The organism is Bacillus sp. AR13-1, from assembly GCF_008042285.1.
Lineage (GTDB): Bacteria > Bacillota > Bacilli > Bacillales > Bacillaceae_G > Bacillus_A > Bacillus_A mycoides.
Genome location: NZ_QNUA01000007.1, coordinates 490039 through 515817, shown reverse-complemented (window position 1 = coordinate 515817; position 25779 = coordinate 490039). Strand labels below are relative to the sequence as shown.

Below are 25779 nucleotides of genomic sequence, written 5' to 3'. Positions count from 1 at the left end.
AATAGTACACTGAAATAAAATACATAATTTAAAAGAATTATTTTAAGATATATAATATATAAAGCCCAAATCATTTTATCAACAGAGATGTAGTAAATTCAAGTGAAATAAATTCTAATTTCTGTTAATGTATTGAATTTATTGGGATTTTTATAAAAAATCGAGTTTGAAAAAATGTAGAATGTTATGGTATTACTATATTTGTATTAACATTTAAAACAATAGAAAATTACAGTTGTATAGGGGGTAATATTATTATGGAGTGGAAACGTTCCGTATGCTTTTTAGCTATATTTTCTTTTATTTTTTCCTCAAGTACATCCGCACAAGCAAATGTTGTGGAACCAGTTTTAAAAAATGTACGAAGTTATAAAATTTATTATGGTGAAGCAAATGAGCAAGTAATTGAGAGACTTTCAAAGTATGACATGGTTATTATAGAGCCATATGCATTTACGAAAGAACAGGTTCAGCAATTAAAAAAATCAGGAACGGTAGTTCTTGGCTATGTTAGTGTTTTAGAATTAGAATCGTGGCATAAATCGCAAGTAGTTGAATCAGACTATTATTATAGAGATGGTAAGAAAATGAAGATTGAGCAGTGGGATACATATATTATGAATTTAGCTGATGAACACTACCGTGGGATTGTTGTGAATAAGGTGAAACAGCAAGTTATTGGAAAAGGAATAGATGGGGTGTTTTTAGATACAGCTGGTGATATTGATGACTATTTTTATGATCAGCCGTCTACACAAGGGAAATTTCGAGAAGCATATGTAAATTTATTAAAAGAAATTAAAAGTGTTGATTCCAACCTGCTTCTTATACAGAATTGGGGATTTGACACAATCAAAAATACATCCTTGAATTTTATACATGGTGTATTGTGGGAAGACTTCAATAAACAAGTTATTGCGAAAGATGAATGGAGTCAAAAGTGGATGCGTTATTTTAAACAACAAAGCAATAAAATTGTAACGTTTACCGTGACCCCAGATAATGTATCTAAAAAATATAGTTCTACAAATGGATTTGTTCCTACAATAAATCCGAATGATATTTATGATAAATAGCAAGTGTTCAAAATGAGATACTATCAAGATTGACTATCACGCTTTAGGTCAGTAATACGATTATCTTATAAAGATAAATGTATTACTGACCAGCCCCTTTCACATAATAGGGGAGATTTAATGAATTCGAACGAGTTGTTTATGGTATACTGTATTACCTTCTTGGCTTGTATATGGCGGGATACTTCGCCCAAAACAATTTGCAACAATATTGGAGTGGCCAGGATAAGAAATACGAATTTCATACAAATCAATAGAGTCATCTAAATCAGCATAAAAAACTGCTAAGTGGTTGCCTTGTAAAATATATGGGAATGCTACTTCCGTATTTTCACCAATTAGTACAGGTAATTTTACAGGATTAGAATAGTTAGACCAATCCCAAACCTCTATAGTTACATGGTGTGTGTAATATGCATCTAAATTTACAATGTTTACTACTGCTGAAACAGTTGCAGGCTCTCTTGTTAATACACCTGTGGAGTGAAAAACAAAATGATTTGGATAATGAAGAGGCATAAATATCAAACCTTTCTAAATTAATATGAGTGTACGATATTCTATGCAAATAATTAATAGAATGAGATAGGGAAAATGTATCATTCTACTAATTTTTTATAGAAATTCAAAACGTAGTATTGAAAAGTATTCCAACACTTGTATCATTGTTAGAGTACGTTTATAATCAAGGAATCCTATTTCATGTTTTGATAGGGTTATTTATTATTGAAAGCGTTTTAAATTTGTTATTTTTTAAGGTAGGAAGTCTAACTTATTTAGGTTAAAAATTATGTATGTAGTTTTAAATAGGAAGAAAAATAATAAAGTGAAACTTTAATCAGTGGGTGGGGGTTGTTCATCCCCACTGATTATTAGCCTTCACCAATCGGGCTTTACGGGCAGTTGATCTCCCACTTAACTTCTTTGCTCTAGCTGAATTTTGAGGTGGGAGTTTTACTGCTCGTTAATGCGGGATAAAGCATCACTTTATATTGTGGGGAGGTTAAAAGTGTGAAAGGGAAAGATTTTCACACGAATATATATGGGTTACGTAGGATTATTACTTTCAGGTGCAGCTTTATTTTTAAATAGTCTTGTCATATTAGGCAAAGTAGAGATGAAAAGTGCAGGTGTCTTTAATTTATTTGTGGGGGCATTACAAATTATCATTCCGTTCTATTTGATTATGATTTCTGATCAAAGTAATTGGACGGTATATTCATATGCGGCTACTTTTTTATTTGGTTTAACTTATTTATATGTAGGCGTTACTTTTATTAAAGGAATGGATAGTAGTGGACTAGGCTGGTTCTGTATTTGGGTAGCAATTATTGCTTTATTTTATATGATTGTTTCATTTGTTCAATTCCACGATGTTGTTAATGCGTTAACATGGTTTATGTGGGCATTACTTTGGTATTTATTCTTTGTATTAAATGCACAAAAAAAGAATATCAATCAATATCTTGGCAGAATTGCCTTTGTACAATCATGGGTAACATTGACGTTGCCTTCACTCTTTTATTTTATGGGAGTATGGGGCGAGGGATTCATATATGAACTATGGGTTTATGTATCAGTAATTTCTATTTTATATTGCTGCTATTGTATTTTTAAATATCGAGTACGTTAATGTATCGTGTGTAGAAAAAACATGGAATCGTTAAACTGATTCCATGTTTTTTTATTTTAGCGTTTATAATAATAGAGGTAGTATTTTACAATTTGTAAAAACGGGGATGATGAAGGTGAAAAAAGTATTGGTGCTAGGGGGAACAAGATTTTTTGGTAAACATTTAGTAGAAGTACTGTTGCAAGCTGGACATGATGTAACGATTGCGACGAGGGGAGTTACTGAAGATTCCTTTGGAAGTGCAGTAAAAAGACTGATTGTAGATAGAGAAGATGAGAGGATACTAGAAGAGCATTTTGAAGATAAAAGTTATGATATCGTATACGATAATTTATGCTATAGCTCGAATGCAGCGAAGATAATATGTGAAGTGCTAAAAGGAAAAACGAAGAAATACATTATGACATCTTCAATGGCTGTCTATGAGCCTGCGTTAGGCCTATTAGAAGAAAACTTCAATCCGTACGAGTATACAATTACGTATGGAGGTAGGAATGATTTCAATTATAGTGAAGGCAAGCGATTAGCTGAAGCAGTTTTATTTCAACATGCAACATTCCCAGTCGTTGCGGTAAGATTTCCCGTTGTTATTGGAGAAAACGATTATACGAAAAGATTACAATTTTACGTTGAACATGTTGTGAAACAAGAGTCTATCGTTGTGGATCATGTAGATGGAGAGTTGTCATTTATACATGAAAAGGAAGCAGGACAGTTTTTAGCTTGGTGCGGGATGGAAAACATAGAAGGGCCAATTAATGCTTGTAGTAACGGGGTGATTTCTACCAGAGAAGTTATTCGTTTCATAGAAGAGAATACCGGGATAAAAGCGCTCATTCAAGAAGTAGGAGATAATATTGCTCCTTATAATGGAGTGATTAATTGTACGTTACATAATGGAAAGGCTCGTGAATTAGGGTTCCCGTTCCGAGAGTTGAAATTAGAGACGGAAAAAGTTTTACGTTATTACATAAATACAATGAAATAATCATAAATCCCCCGGTGGCAATCCGGGGGATTCTGGAGGATTTCGACAATACTAATTTTACATTACCAAATTTACCTTATACGCACGACTAATGTGTTTGTGATTGAATTGCTTGTAAATACTTTTCATTTACCCGGTCCCAGTTCACCGTATGCCACCAGTTGGTAACAAATTCTGGACGCCGATTTTGATACTTTAAATAATAGGCGTGTTCCCATACATCGATGACGAGTAATGGAATTTTACCTTCTTGCAAAGGTGTATCTTGATTGGGTGTACTCATAACGGAAAGTTCCTCACCGTCCAGAACAAGCCATCCATAGCCACTTCCAAAACGACTAATAGCTGCTTTGGAAAGTTGATCTTTTAAGTTGTCAAAGGTATTGAAATAATAATCAATTACTTTTGCAACGTCTCCATTAGGCTCACCGCCACCTCGCGAGCTCATTAATTCCCAAAAAAGACTATGACAATAATGTCCACCACCGTTATTTCTGACAGCTGTAACAATTTCTTTTGGTAAAGTTTCTAAATTACATAGTAACTCTTCTAAAGATTTATTATGTAATTCCGTATAGTTTTCTAAAGCGGCATTCAAGTTATTTACGTATGTCGCATGGTGCTTTCCATGATGAATAGAAAGCGTGTTGCTATCGATATATGGCTCTAGTTCATCATAGTCATATGAAAGCTTTGGCAATTGAAATGAAGACATAACATTCCCTCCTTTCTTATTAAAAAAGTTGGTCTAGGTAAAAATAATTTACCTGAGTCAAAAATACACCTATTTTTTATACAAGTCAATAGTAATCTCTTTAATTTTCTGAAAAATATTACAATAAAAGTAACACTTCGACTTTCATTTGTGACTCTTATTCTTTTTGCTTATACTGTAAAGTAGTAACGTTTTGTTGAAATAGAAGGAGATCGTTTATGAGTAAAACGAAACAATTAATAGAGGAAGCGAGTCATTTTATTACGGTTTGCTATAAAGAGCTTAATAAAGAACAATTCATAGAAGAGAGAATAAAAGAAATTCAAGTTGAGATAGAGAAGACGGGGACGTATGAGCATACATTTGAAGAACTTGTTCATGGATCACGAATGGCATGGCGCAATAGTAATCGATGTATCGGAAGACTATTTTGGAGTAAGATGCACATATTAGATGCACGTGAAGTAAATGATGAGGAAGGTGTATACAATGCATTAATTCATCATATTAAATATGCAACGAACGATGGGAAAGTTAAACCGACAATTACAATTTTTAAGCAATATCAAGGTGAAGAAAATAATATACGAATTTATAATCACCAATTGATTCGATATGCAGGATATAAAACAGAAATGGGAGTGATTGGTGACTCTCATTCCACTGCGTTTACAGATTTTTGTCAGGAACTTGGCTGGCAAGGAGAAGGTACGAATTTCGATGTATTGCCACTTGTGTTTTCTATAAACGGGAAGGCACCTATATATAAAGAAATTCCGAGAGAAGAAGTAAAAGAAGTGCCAATTGAACACCCAGAATACCCGATTTCGTCACTTGGAGCAAAATGGTATGGGGTTCCAATGATTTCAGATATGTGCTTAGAAATTGGCGGTATTTCTTATACGGCAGCCCCGTTCAATGGATGGTATATGGGAACGGAGATTGGGGCTCGTAACTTAGCGGATCATGATCGCTATAATTTACTTCCGGCTGTTGCGGAGATGATGAAGCTCGATACATCGAGAAACGGTACGTTATGGAAAGACAAGGCGCTAATTGAATTAAACGTGGCTGTTTTACATTCTTTTAAAAAACAAGGAGTTAGTATTGTGGATCACCATACAGCTGCACAACAATTTCAACAATTTGAGAAGCAGGAAGCGGCATGTGGACGGGTTGTAACAGGTAATTGGGTGTGGCTCATTCCACCGTTGTCGCCAGCTACCACTCATATTTATCATAAACCGTATCCAAATGAAATTTTGAAGCCGAATTTCTTTCATAAATAATAGCTAGTATAGTTTTTTTTCTGCAAAATATAATTTTTTTTAATTACTGTTACGTAGCAAATGGAAGCCTTTACTATCGGTTATTTTTGGAAAGGACTTTTTGAACCAAGGAGTTCCTTATGTTATAATCAAATTTCTGTTTCGAAGACCTTATAGAAATATAAGGTCTTTTGTTTTGCTTTTTTATGTAATAGGAATAGAAATTTTCTTTTAAATAAGGGATTTAGCATATTTTCAGGGACAACATAAGTGTGTAGGAAATTGATGGATTATTATACTTATATAATCATTGTGTTTTGGGTGTAAACAAGAAAACATAATAAAGTTGTTTTTTTAGATTGCTGAGGAAGGAGGAAGTGTAAATGAGGATGAAGAGTCGAAAAACGGATTGGCCTGTATTTCTTATTAGTGGTGGCTCACTTTTATTATTTGTAATTGCAGTTATTTTAAATAAAAGTTACGTAGAGGGAGCCATTAATAGCAGTTTTGCAGCTTCAATTAAATATTTTGGTGCCTTTTGGCAGGTTTTATTAATTGGTACATTTGTTGTTGCAATGTGTATGGCGTTTTCAAAATATGGGAGAGTTAAACTTGGGGGGCTAGAAAAACCTGAGATTAGTACGACAAAATGGCTCGCTATTATTATGTCTACATTACTTGCTGGAGGTGGCGTTTTTTGGGCAGCCGCAGAGCCGATGTACCATTTGATGACGGTGCCACCAATACATGAAGGTATAACTGCTGGAACGAAAGAAGCGGTAATGCCGGCTTTAGCACAAAGTTATATGCACTGGGGTTTCCTGGCTTGGACGATTTTAGGTACAATTAGTGCGGTAGTTATGATGTACGGGCATTATCATAAAGATATGCCGTTAAAACCTCGAACGCTTTTATATCCTATTTTTGGAGAGAAATTGCGAAAGAGTTGGCTTGGAACAATGATCGATGTATTTGCCATTATTGCGGTAGCTGCAGGGACGATTGGTCCAATCGGATTTTTAGGACTACAAGCAAGTTATGGGTTACAAGCATTGTTTAACATTCCTGATGTGTTTACTACTCAATTAGCCATTATTGTTTGTGTAGTAGCTGTTTCTACTATATCTGCGGTAACAGGAATTGATAAAGGGATTCAAATTATAAGTAATTTAAATGTTAGGTTAGCAGTTCTATTAATGGTATTTGTATTACTATTTGGACCAGGTGGATTTATTATCGATTCATTTGTTTCTTCGTTTGGATTTTATATAAATGAATTTATTCCAATGAGCACATATCGTGGTGATACAGCTTGGTTAGGATCGTGGACAATCTTTTTCTGGGGATGGTTTATTGGATATGGACCGATGATGGCAATTTTAGTGAGCCGAATTTCAAGAGGAAGAACAATCCGAGAAATCATCGTTGCAATTGGAATTATTGCACCTATTATTACAACGTTTTGGTTTACTATACTAGGGGGATCAGGTGTGTTTTATGAGTTAATGAATCCTGGTTCTATCTCGACCGCATTAAGTGAATCTGGTATGCCAGCGGCTATGATTGCAATTACAGAGCAACTGCCACTATCTAATATTATTGGACCTGCATTTCTTTTATTAACAATTTTATTTGTAGTGACAACAGGAGATTCAATGGCTTATTCGATTTCAATGGCAGTGACTGGAGATGGAGATCCTAGAATTAGTTTGCGAGTTTTTTGGTCGCTTATTATGGGCGCAGTTGCGGCGATTCTTTTATATATGGGTGAGGGAAGTATTAACGCCTTACAATCCTTCATTGTAGTGACGGCTGTTCCGGTATCTATTCTGTTATTCCCAATGCTATGGCTAGCGCCTAAAGTTGCAGGGGAATTAGCGTTAAAACAAGGTATTGTAAAAGAAGAAGATAAAACTAGCTTCTTGTTCCAAAAAGCTAGTAAATCAAAATAAATAATTGTATTTATATAAGAAGAGGAAGCATTTCATTTGAGATGCTTCCTCTTTGCTATTTATCCAAATACTTTTCCTGAGGGGACAGTATTTGGATAAACATTTCGTACAGTTTCAATCTATTCTAATACTTTATCTTTCGTCTCTGGGACACATAATAGCATTGTAACTAAACCGATTGGATAGATAATGAAGATGAGAGATAATGCTCCCATTAAATTACCACCTGCAGCAAGTAAGCCGATAATAACAGGTCCAAATCCAGCTAACCCACGTCCTGTACCGAAAATAAAGTTCTCTGCTGTCGAGCGAGCTTCAGCAGGATAGTTTTCAGCTAAAACTGCTCCGAATCCCCCCATCATGCCATTGGCAAAGAATCCAAGCAGTGCACTTCCCCATAACAATGATGTTGAGTCTGTGAATAAGAAGAAGTAAATGAGACAGTATATAGTACCACCGACGTAATAGATTGTAAAAGTTTTACGGCGGCCAATTTTATCGGCTAGAATACCAAAAGTTGCAATTCCAATTAGCATGCCGATTGTAGAGATGAACATCCAACCGCTCGCTTTTGCTAACGTGTAATTATATTTATTTGCTAAAATAGTTGGCATCCAAGTGAAAATTCCATAATATCCGAAGTTCTGGATAAATGACATAATAATAAGACCAATGGTTGTTATCGTTACTTTTTTATTGGCAAATAACTTTCGAAGTGGGAACTTTTTTATTTGCTTTAGTTGTTCTGCTTCAGTGGTTGTTAAATTACCTTCAGCTTCTTTTTGTAACAATTCTTTTTTGTATCGTTGTTTTTGTTCCCATATTTTCGGTTCACTTAAACTTTTGCGGACGTAAACAGCTAATAGAGCGGGAATGAGTCCAAATAAGAAAACAGCTCTCCATCCAAAATGCGGGACGATAAATGCCGGAAGGAGTGAAGCGACTAGTACGCCAAATTGCCATCCAAGTGCAACAACGGATGTCGCCTTAGCGCGCATTTCTTTAGACCATGTTTCAGTTACGATGGCCATTCCAATTCCGAATTCACCACCAACCCCCATTCCAACTAAAAAGCGAAGAATTAATAATTGCCAATAATCTGTTGCAAAATAAATAAGTGCTGTTGCTAGTGAGAATAGTAAGATTGTGAAGGCCATCGTACGGATACGCCCAAATAAATCAGCAATAAATCCAAATAAATAAGACCCGGTTAGCATTCCTATTGTGGTAGCTAATGTTAAGTTTCCACCTTCAACAGGGCTTAAATGAAATTCTTTTAAAATGTAGACGAGTACGAAAGATAAGAGCAACATATCTAAACCTTCTGCTGCATATCCTAGCGCAGAACCAAACAATGTTTTATATCTTTTCTCCTTCGTTTCCTCTGTTGTTGATTGTACATCAGTAGTGACGTTCATCATTACTCCTCCTTATTTTCTTCTACAGTCGCTATGGAAGAATAACAAAAGGCCTTCTCACCTGATATGATGAGAAGGCCAAAAAAGCATACGTATCCCTAAAAAAGACCATACGTATAGTATATTCCGACTTCCTTCTCAACCTCACGGGGTTGGGTTAAAGGACTGTATTATATTACTTTATTTTTAGCACTCTTCTGTTAGATTGTCAAATAAAGAGGGGATAGTTATGTGTAAAATATTTCAAAAGATATTGCATTCTTCTTGACGCCCACTTCATTATTTTCCCATAATAAAACTAACTAATATAAAAAGGAATGAATCACAGATGCTAAATTTAGTACTTATGATGATTGAACGTGTCGGACTTATTGTTATTTTAGGATTTTTACTTTCTCATATTAAAACGTTCAGGCGCCTTCTTCATAGACAAGATGGGTATGTAGATAAGCTTAAGCTTATTTGTATTTTTTCAGTGTTTACAATTGTCAGCAATTACACAGGAATTGAAATTGCCGGGAATACAATTATGAAAGAAAATTGGCTACAAGGTGTTTCGTCATCTAGTACAATTGCGAATACACGTATTATGGGTGTTGGAATTAGTGGATTGCTTGGTGGTCCTATCGTCGGTATTGGAGTGGGATCGATTGCGGGTATTCACCGTTATATGCTTGGCGGGACGACAGCGCTCAGTTGTGCAATCTCATCAATTTTAGCAGGTGTTATAACGGGGTATATTGGATACATTTTCAAAAAATATAATCGTGTAATTACGCCTAAATTTTCTGCGATTTTAAGTGTTTTTATCGTTACTTTAGAAATGCTTATGATTCTATTAATTATAGAAGATGGACTTAGTGTTGTAAAAACAATTGCGCTACCGATGATTCTTGTAAATAGTTTTGGCAGTTTCATTTTACTTTCGATGATACTAGCTATTTTACGACAAGAAGAAAACGCAAAAGCTTTGCAAACGCATAAAGTATTACGAATTGCTGATAAGACGTTACCATATTTCCGCCAAGGGTTAACAGAAGAGTCTTGTAAACATGTGGCACAAATTATTCACCGCTTTACGGGAACAGATGCGGTATCCTTAACAGATACAGAGGAAATCTTAGCTCACGTTGGATTAGCATCAGATCATCATATTCCTTCACACAGTTTAATAACAGGTTTATCAAAAGAAGTATTAAAAACAGGGAAAATAATGAAGGCAAAATCACGTGAGATTATTAATTGTCAACATGAAGGGTGTCCATTACAAGCGGCAGTTGTTATTCCATTAACTTCACATGGAAATACGATAGGAACATTAAAACTTTATTTTAAAAACCCTAATCAATTAAGTCGTGTTGAAGAAGAGTTAGCGGAAGGGCTAGCGAAAATATTCTCCACACAGCTTGAGTTAGGTGAAGCTGAGTTACAAAGTAAGTTATTGCAAGATGCCGAAATAAAAGCGTTGCAAGCACAAATCAATCCGCATTTTTTATTTAATGCAATTAATACAGTATCAGCTTTATGCCGAACAGATGTAGAGAAAGCGAGAAAATTATTATTGCAGCTTAGCGTTTATTTTCGTTGTAATTTGCAAGGGGCACGACAATTACTTATTCCATTAGAACAAGAGTTGAATCATGTACATGCATATTTATCGTTAGAGCAAGCGAGGTTTCCGAATAAGTATGAAGTGAAGATGTACATTGAAGAGGCACTAAAGGTGACTTTAGTTCCACCATTTGTGCTTCAGCTATTAGTTGAAAATGCATTGCGCCATGCTTTTCCGAAAAAGCAGCCAGTGTGCCAAGTCGAGGTACATGTGTTTGAAAAAGAAGGGATGGTTCACTTTGAAGTAAAGGATAATGGACAAGGGATTGAGAGTGAACGTCTAGAGCAATTAGGAAAAATGGTAGTTCCATCAAAGAAAGGGACGGGAACAGCCTTATATAATATTAATGAACGACTTATCGGGTTATTTGGGAAAGAGACAATGCTTCAAATTGAAAGTGAATTAGAGCAAGGGACAAAGATCCTCTTTGTGATTCCGAAAAAAGTAGAGGAGGAAAAACGGAGTGTTAAAAGTATTAGTAGTTGATGATGAAATGTTAGCACGGGATGAATTGAAATATTTATTAGAGAAAACAAAAGAAGTAGAGATAATTGGTGAGGCGGATTGTGTAGAGGATGCATTAGAAGAATTAATGAAAAACAAACCAGATATTGTTTTTCTAGATATTCAGTTATCTGATGATAATGGATTTGAAATCGCAAATATATTAAAGAAAATGAAAAATCCACCTTCAATTGTGTTTGCTACTGCCTATGATCAATATGCATTGCAAGCATTTGAAGTAGATGCGTTAGACTACATTTTAAAGCCATTTGATGAAGAACGTATCGTACAGACATTAAAGAAATATAAAAAACAAAAGCAAATAAAGTTAGAAACAAAGCAAGATGTAAAGAGTGTAGATGTAACGGCCGAGATGCATAAATTAGCATTACCAATTGAGGAATCAATTGTACTTGTTAACATTGAAGATATTATTTATGTAGGGCTTGTAGATGGGAAAGTAACTGTAAAAACAATGAAAGAAACATATGTAACACATGATACGCTTGTCATTTTGGAAAAGAAATTACCACAAACAATTTTTATGCGTGTTCATCGTAGTTTCGTTGCTAATATTAATCATATTTCTGAGATACAGCCGTGGTTTAATTCGACTTATAACTTAATTATGAAAGAGGGATCCAAAGTCCCGGTTAGCCGTACATATGCAAAAGAACTTAAAAAGCTGCTTCGTATTTAAGAAGCAGCTTTTTGTATTTCGTCTGCCTATTTTTGTAACTAATTTTGTATATTTGACGTTCTGTTATGTAAACGCTTACAGTTTTATTTTTATCTTATACAATAAAGGTACCAAATCGAAAGAGGTGGCCAAAATGAGTACGAAAAAAGTATATAGTTTCTTATCACAAGCATTCATATTTTCAGCTATTATGTTAGTTTCTAATATTATTGCAACGCATTTACCAATTCCGATGCCTTCATCGGTGATCGGATTAGTTATTTTATTTAGCCTATTATGTTTAAAAGTTATTAAATTGGAACAAGTTGAATCATTCGGAACGGCTTTAACAGGTATTATCGGATTCCTTTTCGTTCCATCAGGTATTTCGGTTATTAATTCTCTCGGTGTAATGGGACAATATTTTATACAAATTTTAACTGTAATTGTTGTCGCAACAATTATTTTACTCGCTGTAACAGGATTATTTGCACAATTTATTTTAGGAAAAGACGATAAAGAAATAGAAGATACGAAAGAATTGAAAGTAGTAAATAAAGGACGCAAGCACGGAAAAGTTGCGTAACCAATTTAGTATATATTGTTAGGAGGGAATGAACATGGCAAGCACAATGACTCCATATTTCGGAATCGTCGTTTCATTAATCGCATACGGAATCGGAACATTATTATTTAAGCATTCAAAAGGATTCTTCTTATTCACACCATTATTCGTAGCGATGGTATTAGGGATTGTCTTTCTAAAAGTAGGTAACTTTACTTTTGAAGAATATAATACTGGCGGAAAAATGATTAGCTTCTTCTTAGAACCAGCAACAATCGCGTTTGCAATTCCATTATATAAACAAGTTGATAAGTTAAAAAAATATTGGTGGCAAATTTTATCGGCTATTGTGGTTGGATCTATTTGTTCAGTGGTTGTTGTGTTCATTGTCGCAAAAGCAATTGGTCTAGATACAGCTGTAATGAACTCAATGTTACCGCAGGCAGCAACAACAGCAATTGCATTACCAATCTCTGAAAGTATCGGTGGTATTCCAGCAATTACATCATTTGCAGTTATTTTTAATGCTGTTATCGTATACGCATTAGGTGCGTTATTCTTAAAAACATTTAGAGTGAAACACCCGATTGCTAAAGGTTTAGCGCTTGGAACAGCAGGACATGCGTTAGGGGTTGCAGTAGGTATCGAAATGGGTGAAGTAGAAGCAGCTATGGCCAGTATCGCTGTGACAGTGGTTGGTGTCGTAACGGTGGTGGTTATTCCAATGTTCATGCCGTTTATTGGATGATAAAACTTACTAAAAAAAATATAAAAGCAAGTTATTTGTAGGACGGATTTCTACTGATAGCTTGCTTTTTATGTTACAGTAGTGGTAAGACCTATTGAAGGATAAAAGTTTCCTTAAATCTTCATTAATACTACGTATAATGCGTTCTGAAATAGGTCATTGTATTGTAAAATAAGAAGTAACATAATATATAGCACAATTAACGGGTGGTTAGGGTTGAATATAAATTGCTCGCAATGGCTTTAATATTAAAGGATAATTATAAGTAGAGAATAGAGAGAGATCTACTTGTTAACGTTTTACTTTATAGGACAGGAGAGAGTACTCGTCGATTATGCAAATAAAAAACCTGTTTCAAAGCAAAGGATTTCAGAGGTTAATCGTATTAGTATTACTTGCTCTCATATTGTATGGGATGCAAAGTATGTTAAATTTAATTTTAATTACGTTTATGTTGACGTATTTAATGGATCGATTCCAAAAGTTTATTTCTCGTAAATTAGATCATTTCATGCCAATTAATCGAAAAATTATTATAGCGCTTTTATATGTAATGTTAGTGGCAGGAATTGCCATTACGCTATTTAAATATTTACCGGTATTAACAATACAAATTTCACAATTGATTTATCAATTTAATGTATTTTTAAGAAATCCACCTGATAGTGAATTAATTAAGTATGCAGTTAATGCTGTTAATCATATGGAGCTTTCTAAATATGTGGGGCAAGGCGTAGACATTTTGTATAAATCTATTACGAATGTTGGGAAATTTGGCCTTCAAGTTTTACTTTCTGTAATTTTAAGCTTATTTTTCTTACTTGAAAAAGCACGTATCGTTGCTTTTACTTCAAAATTTAAAGAAAGCCGACTTGCAATTTTCTATAACGAAATAGAGTATTTCGGAAAGAAATTTGCACGTTCATTTGGAAAAGTAATCGAAGCACAATTTTTAATTGCAATTGTTAACTGTGTTTTATCTGTTATTGCATTATGGATATTAGGATTCCCGCAATTACTAGGTTTAGCGTTAATGATTTTCTTGCTTGGTTTAATTCCAGTGGCGGGTGTTATTATCTCGTTATTCCCACTCTGTATGATTGCTTACAATATTGGCGGTATTATGTATGTCGTTTATATTGTAGTTATCGTAACAGTAATTCATGCACTTGAGAGTTATGTATTAAATCCGAAGTTTATGTCTCAAAAAACAAACTTACCAATCTTCTACACATTTATGATATTAATTTTCTCTGAGCATTTCTTAGGTGTGTGGGGACTTATTATCGGTATTCCAATCTTCATTTTCTTATTAGATGTCTTAGATGTGACAAGTGATGAAATGGAGAAGGACGTTGGAAAAAAATAAAGTGAAGTAAAGAAAAAGCATCGATGTTCGATGCTTTTTCTTTTATAACATGACGTTCCTTATGCCATACTGTAAGGAGAAGATAGAATAGGGGTGAAATAATGGCTGTAAATGAAAAGATAGAGTTAGCTACGTTTGCCGGAGGGTGTTTCTGGTGTATGGTTTCGCCATTTGAAGAGATGGAAGGGATTATACAGGTTGTTTCAGGCTATACAGGTGGCCATAAAGAGGATCCAACGTATAAAGAAGTGTGCTCGGAAACAACTGGGCATTATGAAGCAGTACAAATTACATTTGATGCAAATAAAATGCCGTATGAAGAGTTGTTAAATATATATTGGAGACAAATTGACCCGACTGATATAGGGGGACAATTCCACGACCGTGGACAGTCTTATGAAACGGTGATTTTTTATCATAATGAAGAACAACATAAAAAGGCAGAGGCTTCAAAAGAAGAGCTCGAGAAAAGTGGGAATTTTTCGAAGCCAATTGCGACAAAAATATTGCCAGCTGCTACGTTTTATCCAGCTGAAGAATATCACCAAGGATATTATAAGAAGAATACATTTCGCTATGAGTTATATCGTAAAGGCTCAGGTCGAGATGCTTTTATTAAACAACATTGGCCAAAGAATAATGCTCATTTAAAAGAAAGATTAAACGAGATGCAGTTTTATGTAACACAGGAAAATGGGACAGAACCGCCTTTTCAAAATGAGTATTGGAATCATAAAGAAGAAGGGCTTTATGTAGATATTGTTTCGGGGGAACCATTATTTACTTCTTTCGATAAGTTCGATAGCGGCTGTGGATGGCCGAGTTTTACGAAACCAGTTATGTCAGCTAGTGTGAAAGAAAAAATGGATGTTAGCCATAATATGACGCGTACGGAAGTGAGAAGTAAAGAAGGAGATTCACATCTTGGGCATGTATTTCCAGACGGCCCAGGACAAAACGGCCTTCGTTATTGTATTAATTCGGCAGCGCTACGCTTTATTCAAAAAGAAGATTTAGAAAAAGAAGGATATGGTGATTTCCTAATCTTGTTTGGGAATAAAAAATAACCTCGCAGTCAGCGAGGTTATTTTTTTATTTTACTTTTTTCTTTTTAAATTTGCTTAATGCTTCATAAACGATTGGAACAATAAGAAGTGTTAATAACGTTGAACTTGTTAATCCACCAATTACTGTTACGCCAAGTCCTTTAGAAATTAAGCCGCTACCTTCAAATCCTAATGCAAGCGGGATAAGAGCCCCGATTGTTGCAATTGCAGTCATTAAGATAGGACGCAGGCGTGTTGTACCAGCTTCTAATAATGCTTCACGTGTTGATAGGCCGTCATTTTCTTTATGAATAACACGGTCAATGAGCACGATTGCGTTCGTTACAACGATACCAATTAGCATAAGAGCCCCAATCATCGCAGATACGCTTAACGTTTCGCCAGAGATTAATAAGGCAACGAGTGCACCAATGATTGTGAATGGTAGCGAGAATAAAATTGCGAATGGTGCAAGGGCACCGCCAAATGTAACAACAAGAACGAAGTATACAATGGCAATCGCAGCTAACATCGCTAAGCCAAGTTGTTTGAATGATTCTTGAATATCTTGTGTAACACCACCCATAGAAACATCTATACCAGAAGGAAGATCCATTTTATCTACTTCTTTTTGAACAGCGGCAGATGCTTTTGAAACGTCATCAGATGTTAGTTTTGCACTAACTTCCGCATAAACACGGCCATCACGATGTGTTACTGTGTTAGAAGTTTCACCTTCTTTTACAGTCATAACATCTTTAACAGCAACTTCATTACCAAGTGGTGTTGTAATTTTACGATTTGTTAAGTCATCGATCGTTTCATAGTTTTGTTTTTCAGTTTCTACATATACATTTATATCTTTATCATCTTTTTTAATTGTTGTAAGAACAGGGCGGTCATGTTGATTAGAAAGTCCCATTCCAATTTGAGCAGCAGTTAGCCCCATTTTACTTAACTTTTCTTGATCAGCGACTAAAGTATATTCTGCATATGTTTTTGCAACACTAGAGTCTATGTCTTTTAAATCTTTATTTTTCTTCATGATATTTTGAATGTCTTTCACGACAGGCTTAATTTCTTCAGAGCTATCTCCATAAACGTATAGCTTAATTTCGTTACTACCGCCACCTGCTCCAAAATCTTGGTTTTTCCATTCACCTTTTCCAGACATCTTTTGTAAATCTTTAACGACTTGTTCTTTCTCTTTTTCAAAGTTTTTCGTATCGTTATCATATTGAACGAAGAACATCGCTTGATTTGTTTGACCAGGGCTCATTGGGTTTTCGCCGCCTAATGAGAATTGAATCGTTTTGACGTCTTTTTTATCTTGGAAATGCTTTTCAGCTTTCGTTGCAATTTTTTCAACGTCGTCTAACGTTTGACCTGGCTCAGGTTTGTACGTTGCGATAATCATTTTTTCTTCTTCAGATGGTAAGAAGCTGACACCGATGATTGGTACAAGTGCAAGGCTGCCTACTAATAGGAGGACTGTGATACTTGATGTAATAATTTTATGGTTTAACGCCCATTCAAGTATACGTTTATAGCCGTTTGCTAATTTGCTTGGTTTTTCCTCATGATGTACTTCTTTTTCTCTCATGCTTTCCTTCTTAAATAAGGAATGTGCTAGCATCGGCACAATTGTAACTGCCACAAGTAAGGAAGCAAGTAGGGCAAAAACAATTGTTAAAGCAAATGGTAAGAACATTTCACCAATCATACCCTTTACAAGCCCAAGAGGTAAGAATACAGCGATTGTTACAATTGTAGAAGACATAATCGGGATAAACATTTCTTTCGTAGCTTCACGAATTAAATCTTTCCCACGTAATTTCTCTTCTGATAAAGACATACGTCGGTAAATATTTTCAATAACAACAATTGAGTCATCAACAACGCGTCCAATAGCAACTGTCATTGCTCCAAGTGTCATAATGTTAAGGGTAATATCCATTTGTTTTATTACTAAAACTGCAATTAATAAAGAAAGTGGTATAGAAACGACAGAGATTAGTGTTGTTCGAATGTTTCGCAGGAACAACATAATAATAACAATCGCAAAGATAGCACCGAAAATAGCTTTGCTAAGCATTGTTTCGACTGATTTTTCAATAGGCGCACCTTGATCGAATGTTGAAATAATCTCTAAGTCTTTATATTTTTTCTCAAGGTCTTTTACTTTATCTTTAACTGCATTTACAACATCAACTGTATTCGCATCAGCAGCCTTCACAATTTGAATACCGATTGCTTCTTTTCCATTCGTTCGAGAAATGGATTCCGCTTTTCCAACTTCTTTAATATCAGCAATCTCTTCTAATGTAACCGTTGGTATGCCATTCATAGCGGCCGGATTCATCTGTGGTGCTTGTTTTCCAGCACCAGCGTTTTGGCTACCTTGACCATTCGGTGATGAAGGGATAGCTGGAATTTTTAATTCTTTTAATGCTTTAATTGTTGTAATGTTACCATCGACAACAACTGATTTTTCCGTATCTTTAAATGTATATAAGCCAAGTGGTAACGATACGTCCGAACCTTTAACCATATTTTTTACAGTATCTTCACTTAAACCTAATTCTTTCATCTTATCTTTTTTGAAGACAAGCTGTACTTCGTCTACTTGTTGACCTGCGATTTGAACAGATGCGACACCATCAAGTCCTTTTAATCCAGGAACAACATTTTTTTCTACATTTTCTGTTAAGGCAGCTAAAGATTCATTTTTACTCGCTACGCTTAATGAAATAACAGGAAAGGCATTAAAGTTTACTCGTGAGACTTTCGGGTCTTTCACACCTTCTGGCAGTTTCACGTTTGCGAGCGATTCTTTAATTTCCGTTTCGGCTTTTTCCATATTTTTATCAAAATCATATTCTACCTGAATAGAAGATGCGTTTTGATAAGATGATGAACTAACAACGTTTACACCGCTTAAATTTTGGAGTTGCTCTTCCATTGGTTTTGAAATTTTATCAGCTACTTCTTCTGGTGTAGCACCAGGATAAACCGTGGTTACTGTTACAATCGGTGTTGTAATATCAGGAATTGTTTCCAGCTTCATATTGAGTCCAGAATAAATACCCGCAATAGTAACAATAATGGTTAGTAGCCAAACTGCGAACTTATTTTTTAACGTGAAATTGATGATTTTGTTCATGTTTGCGCTCCCTTTTTATTATATTGACCAATCGGTCAGTCTAATACATAATATAACTGACCGATTGGTCAGTCGTCAATGAAAAGAGATGGTATAATAAAATCAAACTGTAAGTAGTCGGTTTCCTATTCTTTTTCTGATCATTGGCTTTTACTAACCGAATTTTATAGATGGAGAGGCTTCTATATAAACCATTTACTCCATTAAATTTTAGATGGGGAGTTTTATTTTCAGTTAATGTGGAATAAAATCAAGTTTGAATTTACATAAGATGCGAGATTAAATTTAGGAGAGAGAATATGAAAGAAAAAGAGCGCTTAATTATAGAGATGGCTATGAGGTTATTTGCAACTAAGGGTGTAAATGCAACGTCAGTACAAGAAATCGTAACCGCATGTGGTATATCAAAAGGAGCTTTTTATTTATATTTCAAATCAAAAGACGAGTTATTATTGGCCACACTTCGATATTATTATGACAAGATTCAGAAGAAAATGCTGGATATTGAAAAAGAATCTTTATTACCACGTGAAAAATTTGAAAAACAATTATATTGTCAGTTTACTGATGTGCAAAAACATAAAGAATTTATTATTATGCATGCAAGAGAAAATGCAATTCCGTTTAATAAAGAAGTAGAAGAGTTTATGATGAGGATGAAATTAGAGTCTCATGCATTTTATCGGAATAGCTTACTGTCCATTTATGGTGAAAAGGTTATTCCATACTTGTTAGATCTAGTAATTATGGTGGAAGGGATATGCCGTGGGTATTTAGAATTAATTATTTTAAATGCACCAGAAATTGATTTGTCCTATGTCTCAGCTTTTATTTTAAAAAGGATAGACAATTTAGTAGAGGGGCTTCTAGAATCTTCGGAGGAACCTGTCCTACATGAAGAGAGACTAGGAGAATTTCTTTGTAGTTCCGAGCTTATTAAGGAACAGGTGAAGGAACATTTTCTAAGTGAAATTATTGTATTTAAACGAACATTAACTGATCAATTAGAAAATGATGAGTTACTTGTAACTTTAGATGTTTTAGAAGCAGAAATGAGATTGCAAAATCCAAGAATTCCAGTCATTAGAGGTATGCTTGCTAATTTAGCGGTATATCCTAGTTTAAATGAGTTTCGATTGAGGCTTACGGCATACTATAATATAAAAAATCCTTGCATATAGAACGCAAGGATTTTCTATTATAATTAAGAATTATTTTGTGACCATTCTTCAACATTCCAAGTTTTTGTAATCCAGCCTTCATAAAATTCTGGTTCGTGACATACAAGAAGGATTGTCCCTTTATATGCCTTCAGAGCTTTTTGAAGTTCTTCCTTTGCTGTAACATCAAGATGGTTTGTTGGCTCATCAAATAGGATCCAGTTACTTTCTTCACCCATTAACTTACATAAACGAACTTTTGCTTGTTCGCCACCACTTAATTGATTTAGCGGGCGAGAGATATGCTCATTTTTTAATCCGCATTTCGCTAACATTGCACGAACTTGATGTTGGTCCATGCTAGGGAATGTGTTCCAAACATCATCAATTGGTGTTATATTATCCGCTTTTACTTCTTGCTCGAAGTATGCAGGCTCTAAGAAGTCACCAAGACTTGTTTTACCGCTTAAAGGTTTAATTTTTCCTAAAATCGTTTTTAGTAATGTTGATTTACCAACACCATTACAACCAACGATGGCAATTTTTTCACCGCGTTCAATTGTCATTGTTAGTTTTGGTAATAACGGATGTGTATATCCGATTTCTACATCTTCACCTTCAAAGACGAAACGGCTACTTGCACGACACTCTTTAAATGAGAACTCTGGCTTAATTGCTGTTTCAGGACGATCAATACGCTCCATGCGATCAAGTTGTTTTTGACGACTTTTTGCACGACCTGTCGTTGAATAACGAGCTTTGTTCTTTGCAATAAAGTCTTCCTGCTTTTTAATAAACTCTTTCTGTTTTTCATAAGCATTTATATGTTGATTTTTATTAATTTCGGCTAACTCTAGGAATTTTTCGTATGTCGCTGTATAGCGCGTCATTTTTGTAAATTCTAGATGGAAAATAACATCAACGCATTTGTTCATAAATTCCGTATCATGAGAAATTAATAAGAATGCATGTGGATATTCTTTTAAATAATTAGTTAACCAATGAATATGTTCAACGTCTAAATAGTTAGTAGGCTCATCGAGTAATAACACTTCTGGTTGCTCAAGTAATAGCTTTGCAAGTAATACTTTTGTACGTTGTCCACCACTTAGTGCTGAAACATCACGATCTAAACCGATTGCATCAATTCCAAGACCTCTTGCTGCCTCTTCGATTTTCATATCTAGTAAATAGAAACCACCTGCTTCGAGAGCATCTTGGATTTCTGCCATCTGCTCAAGAAGGTCCTCTAATTCTTCCGGTGTTGCCGTTCCCATTTTTTCTGCAACTTCATTTAAAGCTTTTTCTTTTTCAAATAAAGGTAAAAACGCGTCAGCTAATACATCACGAATTGTGCGACCAGGTGTTAAAATTGTATGCTGGTCTAAGTAACTGTAATTTGTACCAGGTGTCCATTCTACACGGCCTTCATCATGGATAAGTTGACCAGTAATAATATTCATAAATGTTGATTTACCAACACCGTTTGCACCGACTAATCCGACATGTTCTCCTGCTAGTAAACGCATGGATACATCTTTAAATAATGTGCGATCGCCAAATGTATGGCCTAGTTTTTCTACTGTTAATAAGCTCATAGTATCCTCCGTCCAACTTGAAATAGTACCTTGAATCATGATACTAAATTATTGAGTATAATGCTATCCTTTCAAAATGTATCTTTTTGTAAGATTAACATTGCATTGTTTCTGGGAAAATATAGAGTGTAATTGAAAGATGTTTAATTACATTGTGGGATATGAAAAATGTCGTCGAGAAGAGCTGGTGTTATGAAGGAACAAAAGAAACGATTTTATATGTAGAGGGTAATAAATAAAAAGCCAAGTTCTTTTTCATAAAGATGAAAAAGAACTTGGCTTTTATGCTATTTTCTTACCTAGCTTTTTATTTATAAATCCTAAAATCAACCCGCGTATTTGTGGATCAATTGCAAGGCCAATAATACCGTACAATATACCAGTAAGTGTTAGAGCTACCAGTGGTGGTAAGTTAATTAATACTGTGCGGTATAGGGCGTAACTGATTATAAATGCTAGTGTATTAAATACAATCCCTTTGAATAGTAAAGTAAATCCTTTACGAACGAATAAAGTAAATCCGATTAATAAAGTAACCTCAGTAATGATAGCAGCTCCCGCAGCTCCCATCATTCCAAATTGGCTACCTAATACGATGTAACTTACGATAGCGACAGCTAATCCAATTCCCATCGTTGTCGCACGCTTCCACTGTTGACCAATAGTTGTTAAATTATCAGCAAGTGGATAGTTGATAGATTGTAAAATGACCATAAAGGCTAAAATTGCAAGAGCATCACCGGCTGGTGCATATTGTTCACCTAATAAAGTAACAATCCAAAAGCTTGGATCAGCGATAAATGGAATGGAGATTCCCATTCCTAAGAAAGACATAAGTTTTAATTCAAACTGAGATAGTTTTCTATGTTCATCAATATTCTTTTCATTTCCAAAAGCAAATAATTTTGGATAAAAAGCTGCTGCAATTACACCAGGTATTTGATAAAGGACAGCAGGTATTTTAGAAGCAGCTCCAAAGAATCCAACTTGCTCATACGTTGAAACTTTTTCTAATATAATGGGCCCTAACTGTGGTAAGAGCATAATGATAATGCCATTGATTGTGAAAATAAGCAATTGATCTAAAATACCTTTATCCCAGCCCTTATGAACTGTTGTATGGCGAATTACCATTATAAAGGCGATGAGTCCTGTTACGAGACTGGATATCCCGTACATGGCAGCAACCATCATAAGTGACCATTTAAAGGACATTCCTAGTAGAAGAGCAGCTGCGGCTGTTACACCTTGTATTACAGAAATAATCGCTGTAAATTGCATGCGTTCTGTTACTTGGAAGTAAGCCATCCCAACACCTTGTAAAGTGGCTCCAAACATTGTCGGCAGTACAACCCAATATACCATCGCACGTAAGTAAGCATCGGGATAGAAGAACTGAGCGAAAATAGCGAAGAGCACAGAAATTACGATAGCTAATACTAAACGAATACGTAAATAACTACTAATTAGTACGCTAATGTTAGCGTTGCTTCTCGTTCCTTCACGCATAAATGTATGTGTCAAACCTGCATCTGTAAAATAACAAATAACAGCGGAAACTGCTAAAGCAGTTGTAAACATCCCATACTCCTTTGGTGAAACATATCTTGCAAAGAAAATGGTCGCAATAGCAAGTACAAAACGAACAGTAATATTTCCTACAAAGAGGTAGGAGGCGTTTTTAAGGATTTTATTTGTTTTCATGGAACAAGACCTTTCTATTCTTCAGGACGCGCTTCGTCCTATTTGTAAATTTGATTTGTTTACGGAAAGAATGTTTAGAAGCGTACCTTTAATTTAAGAAAACATAAACTTGATTCGTACAAACCAAAGCATCGCGTATAACTTCTTGCTTCGTTTTCCATTTTTCGAATAAATTTTGCGACAATATTTATTTATATCGCCCTTGATTAATTGAACTTGTGATTTATCTAATTTAGAGTTGCCCTTAATATATATACAAGCGTTATTAATGACTGTATATGGGAATAGATAAGTTTCAAGGATTTCAAGAAGTTCTGTAGAATCATTCACGATTAAGTCTTTTGATTTATTATGAACCCAATCCTTCATTCGATTAAATACTTCTAATTCTTTTGCTGTTTTTAATTCATAATCTTTATACTTTGAAGAAAGATTTCCTTCTGATAAGATTCGGTAATATGTCAAATATTCATCTACATAGCATACATCTGTTACACTCATTAATTTAAATAGAAATTCTAAGTCTTCTCCCCAGCTACATCCTGGTGTGAAACGAATGTTATGATCCATCACGATAGATCTTTTGAAAATCCAAGTACTTGTTTGCGCAACAACTTGATGCGTTAAGAAGGTTTTTGTCATATCACCTTTAATAAAGTTTGTCGTGTGCTCAACTTTTTCGCCAGTCTCTTCGTAAAAGTTCATATAGCCACAATAACAAGCGTTCATGTTGTTTTTATGCATGCTTTCAACTTGTTTTTCGATTTTTGTTGGATGCCATAAATCATCACTATCAAGAAAAGCAACATATTCTCCGCTAGCATTTTCAATTCCTGTATTACGAGCAACAGAAACACCTTGATTTTCTTGAGGGACGTATTTTATTTGTCCTGGGTACTTTTGTACAAGATTTTTTACGATGGAAGGTGATTGATCTTTGCTTCCATCATCTACAATTACAACTTCAATAGTTTTATATGTTTGATCTAATATCGATTGGATTGTCTCTTCAATATATTTCTCTGCATTGTATAGAGGTATAACAACTGAGACGAGTTGGTTTTGTTCCATCATAGAATTTAAACTCCTCAAATTTTATTATGTAAATCTTTTTGTAAGGAAGAAGATCATAAGAACATCTGTATAAGTTTACCGCATATAAAGTTTGTAAATCAACTTTATATATATCATAATTATTATTAAAAATATAGAAGTCACATACTAAAATTAGTTATAATGAAAAGATGTATGCGTCTATTTTCTTTTGGAAAATAAATGTTTTGTAATAAAAGGGAGGAAACTTTAGAATGTTACAAAAGTATATTCGAAGACCTGAGTTAATAATATTGGGTATTATTTTAGTTATTGGCCTAATATTTCGGTTAATGACTTTAACAACATATGGAAGTGATTTAACACTTGGTAGTGATGATTTAATGTATCAAAAAAATGCTGTCAATTTTTTAGAAACTGGTATGTTAACGTATCATGATCCGACAAAACCAACTATCCATATTATGCCTGGGCAAGTATTTTTATTAGCGGGCATATTCTTCATATTTGGGCACGGAAGCTTAGGTGTTTTATGTGTCAAATTAGTTATGATAACTTTTGGTATTTTAAGTATTTATATGACCTATAAGATTGGTACATATATTTTAAATCCAGCAGTAGGATTAATTGCTGCATTGTTATTAGCGTTATATCCTCCTGAAGTCGTAGTAGAGAACTTGACGTTGACAGAAAGTCCGTTTTTATTTCTCTCATTGGGGCTGTTATATTGGAGCTTAAAATTAGCAGATACGCATTCAATGAAAGATTTTTATATTATTTTATTATTCTACTTTGTAACATTATATTTCAGGGTACAAATCGCTTTATATCCAATTCTTTTATTTGTATACCTTCTAACAAAGCGTTATCCATTCCGTCTAATGATAAAACAAGCTCTTATTAGTGTGTTGCTGCTATTTGTTGTACTGGGTCCTTGGTGGGCGCGTAATTATATTCAATTCCATAAATTTATACCACTTACATCGGGTGCAGGGAATCCGTTACTACTTGGCACATATCAAGGTGAGGGTTATCCAGGTGGAAAAAGTATGGAAGAGATTGATGCGGAAATCCTTGCTAAGTATCCAGATATAGAAGCGCATGAATTAATGGAGAAGCAACAAGAAGTAGCGATGGACCGTATTAAGGAATGGTGGCATACAGATAAATGGTCAATGCTAAAAAGTTATTTAATTTTGAAACCACAAATTTTCTGGGAGAAGGCATATTATTATCCAGGAACTACAATTAGTATTTTTGATATATCTGGAGAAGATATGAAGAAAATTTATGAACCAATTAAAACAGGCTTCATAATTTGCTCAATCCTAGCATTTGCATTCTGTTGGAGAAGATGGAGAGAGTATTCATTCCTATGGATAAACATTCTATTCCAAACGTATTTTAATAGCTTGTACTTTGCGTATGATCGTTATGCACTTCCATTGATGCCAATGCTATTTATAATGATAGGTGTAGGTGTTGTCGCAACTGTTATGAGGGTTAGCAGACCATTCCTAAAATAGAT

At 34.7% G+C, this 25779-nt stretch carries 20 protein-coding genes and 1 pseudogene; 14 read left to right on the top strand and 7 right to left on the bottom strand.

The window, feature by feature from the left end; translation table 11 throughout:
* Positions 1–257: 257 nt before the first annotated feature.
* The gene (locus DN408_RS06980) at positions 258–1076 is read left to right on the top strand and encodes a glycoside hydrolase family 191 protein (RefSeq protein WP_002130160.1); all 819 of its coding nucleotides are present in this window, start codon (positions 258–260) and stop codon (positions 1074–1076) included.
* A 117-nt stretch (positions 1077–1193) separates the two neighbouring features.
* Here DN408_RS06980 and DN408_RS06975 read toward each other — a convergent pair whose 3' ends face one another.
* Positions 1194–1595, bottom strand: coding sequence for a hypothetical protein (locus DN408_RS06975; protein ID WP_002192217.1), 402 nt, complete (start codon positions 1593–1595; stop codon positions 1194–1196).
* Between the two features lie 523 nt (positions 1596–2118).
* Between DN408_RS06975 and DN408_RS06970 the strand changes: the two genes are divergently transcribed.
* Positions 2119–2709 (top strand): AmiS/UreI family transporter, encoded by a 591-nt coding sequence (locus DN408_RS06970; protein ID WP_002068662.1) that lies wholly within the window; start codon positions 2119–2121, stop codon positions 2707–2709.
* Positions 2710–2752: 43 nt separating this feature from the next.
* Positions 2753–3697 (top strand): NAD-dependent epimerase/dehydratase family protein, encoded by a 945-nt coding sequence (locus DN408_RS06965; RefSeq protein ID WP_179957885.1) that lies wholly within the window; start codon positions 2753–2755, stop codon positions 3695–3697.
* 88 nt (positions 3698–3785) lie between these two features.
* Here the strand turns inward: DN408_RS06965 and sodA are convergent, their stop codons facing one another.
* On the bottom strand, positions 3786–4412 hold the full coding sequence (sodA, locus tag DN408_RS06960; RefSeq protein WP_098632849.1) for a superoxide dismutase [Mn]: 627 nt from the start codon (positions 4410–4412) through the stop codon (positions 3786–3788).
* Positions 4413–4630: 218 nt separating this feature from the next.
* On the opposite strand from sodA, the gene DN408_RS06950 reads away from it, so the two are divergent.
* Together DN408_RS06950 and DN408_RS06945 are read left to right on the top strand one after the other, a co-directional pair.
* On the top strand, positions 4631–5701 hold the full coding sequence (locus DN408_RS06950) for a nitric oxide synthase oxygenase (RefSeq protein WP_002089906.1): 1071 nt from the start codon (positions 4631–4633) through the stop codon (positions 5699–5701).
* Between the two features lie 362 nt (positions 5702–6063).
* On the top strand, positions 6064–7632 hold the full coding sequence (locus tag DN408_RS06945; protein ID WP_002089904.1) for a BCCT family transporter: 1569 nt from the start codon (positions 6064–6066) through the stop codon (positions 7630–7632).
* Between the two features lie 119 nt (positions 7633–7751).
* Here DN408_RS06945 and DN408_RS06940 read toward each other — a convergent pair whose 3' ends face one another.
* The gene (locus DN408_RS06940) at positions 7752–9050 is read right to left on the bottom strand and encodes an MFS transporter (protein WP_002167291.1); all 1299 of its coding nucleotides are present in this window, start codon (positions 9048–9050) and stop codon (positions 7752–7754) included.
* Positions 9051–9378: 328 nt separating this feature from the next.
* Here DN408_RS06940 and lytS point away from each other — a divergent pair, with 328 nt between their 5' ends.
* The 7 genes and pseudogenes from lytS (at position 9379) to msrB (ending at position 15594) form a co-directional block, all read left to right on the top strand.
* Complete coding sequence (lytS, locus tag DN408_RS06935) at positions 9379–11148, top strand: two-component system sensor histidine kinase LytS (RefSeq protein ID WP_002130152.1); 1770 nt, start codon at positions 9379–9381, stop codon at positions 11146–11148.
* Positions 11126–11866 (top strand): LytR/AlgR family response regulator transcription factor, encoded by a 741-nt coding sequence (locus DN408_RS06930; protein WP_002130151.1) that lies wholly within the window; start codon positions 11126–11128, stop codon positions 11864–11866. The genes lytS and DN408_RS06930 overlap by 23 nt, the downstream gene beginning before the upstream one ends.
* A 133-nt stretch (positions 11867–11999) precedes the next feature.
* Positions 12000–12431, top strand: a complete 432-nt coding sequence (gene lrgA / locus DN408_RS06925; RefSeq protein ID WP_002138935.1) for an antiholin-like murein hydrolase modulator LrgA — start codon at positions 12000–12002, stop codon at positions 12429–12431.
* A 34-nt stretch (positions 12432–12465) separates the two neighbouring features.
* On the top strand, positions 12466–13158 hold the full coding sequence (lrgB, locus tag DN408_RS06920) for an antiholin-like protein LrgB (RefSeq protein WP_000168872.1): 693 nt from the start codon (positions 12466–12468) through the stop codon (positions 13156–13158).
* Between the two features lie 334 nt (positions 13159–13492).
* Entirely contained in the window at positions 13493–14527 is a 1035-nt protein-coding gene (locus DN408_RS06915) for an AI-2E family transporter (protein ID WP_002016425.1), read from the top strand.
* Positions 14528–14628: 101 nt separating this feature from the next.
* Positions 14629–15096 (top strand): annotated as a pseudogene (gene msrA, locus DN408_RS32435) (peptide-methionine (S)-S-oxide reductase MsrA); the annotation flags it as partial.
* 45 nt (positions 15097–15141) lie between these two features.
* Entirely contained in the window at positions 15142–15594 is a 453-nt protein-coding gene (gene msrB, locus DN408_RS32430; RefSeq protein ID WP_370458379.1) for a peptide-methionine (R)-S-oxide reductase MsrB, read from the top strand.
* Between the two features lie 25 nt (positions 15595–15619).
* Here msrB and DN408_RS06905 read toward each other — a convergent pair whose 3' ends face one another.
* Entirely contained in the window at positions 15620–18736 is a 3117-nt protein-coding gene (locus DN408_RS06905; RefSeq protein ID WP_078178101.1) for an efflux RND transporter permease subunit, read from the bottom strand.
* A 299-nt stretch (positions 18737–19035) separates the two neighbouring features.
* On the opposite strand from DN408_RS06905, the gene DN408_RS06900 reads away from it, so the two are divergent.
* The gene (locus tag DN408_RS06900; protein WP_050000796.1) at positions 19036–19917 is read left to right on the top strand and encodes a TetR/AcrR family transcriptional regulator; all 882 of its coding nucleotides are present in this window, start codon (positions 19036–19038) and stop codon (positions 19915–19917) included.
* A 23-nt stretch (positions 19918–19940) separates the two neighbouring features.
* Here the strand turns inward: DN408_RS06900 and DN408_RS06895 are convergent, their stop codons facing one another.
* The 3 genes from DN408_RS06895 to DN408_RS06885 form a co-directional block, all read right to left on the bottom strand.
* Positions 19941–21494, bottom strand: a complete 1554-nt coding sequence (locus DN408_RS06895) for an ABC-F family ATP-binding cassette domain-containing protein (RefSeq protein ID WP_002130147.1) — start codon at positions 21492–21494, stop codon at positions 19941–19943.
* A 282-nt stretch (positions 21495–21776) separates the two neighbouring features.
* Positions 21777–23198 carry an oligosaccharide flippase family protein gene (locus DN408_RS06890; protein ID WP_078178100.1) on the bottom strand — a complete coding sequence of 474 codons (1422 nt, stop codon included), beginning with the start codon at positions 23196–23198 and terminating at the stop codon, positions 21777–21779.
* Positions 23199–23291: 93 nt separating this feature from the next.
* Positions 23292–24272: a glycosyltransferase family 2 protein gene (locus tag DN408_RS06885; RefSeq protein ID WP_078178099.1), complete on the bottom strand. Its 981-nt coding sequence runs from the start codon at positions 24270–24272 to the stop codon at positions 23292–23294.
* A 233-nt stretch (positions 24273–24505) separates the two neighbouring features.
* Between DN408_RS06885 and DN408_RS06880 the strand changes: the two genes are divergently transcribed.
* The gene (locus DN408_RS06880; protein WP_078178098.1) at positions 24506–25777 is read left to right on the top strand and encodes a glycosyltransferase family 39 protein; all 1272 of its coding nucleotides are present in this window, start codon (positions 24506–24508) and stop codon (positions 25775–25777) included.
* Positions 25778–25779 lie beyond the last annotated feature (2 nt).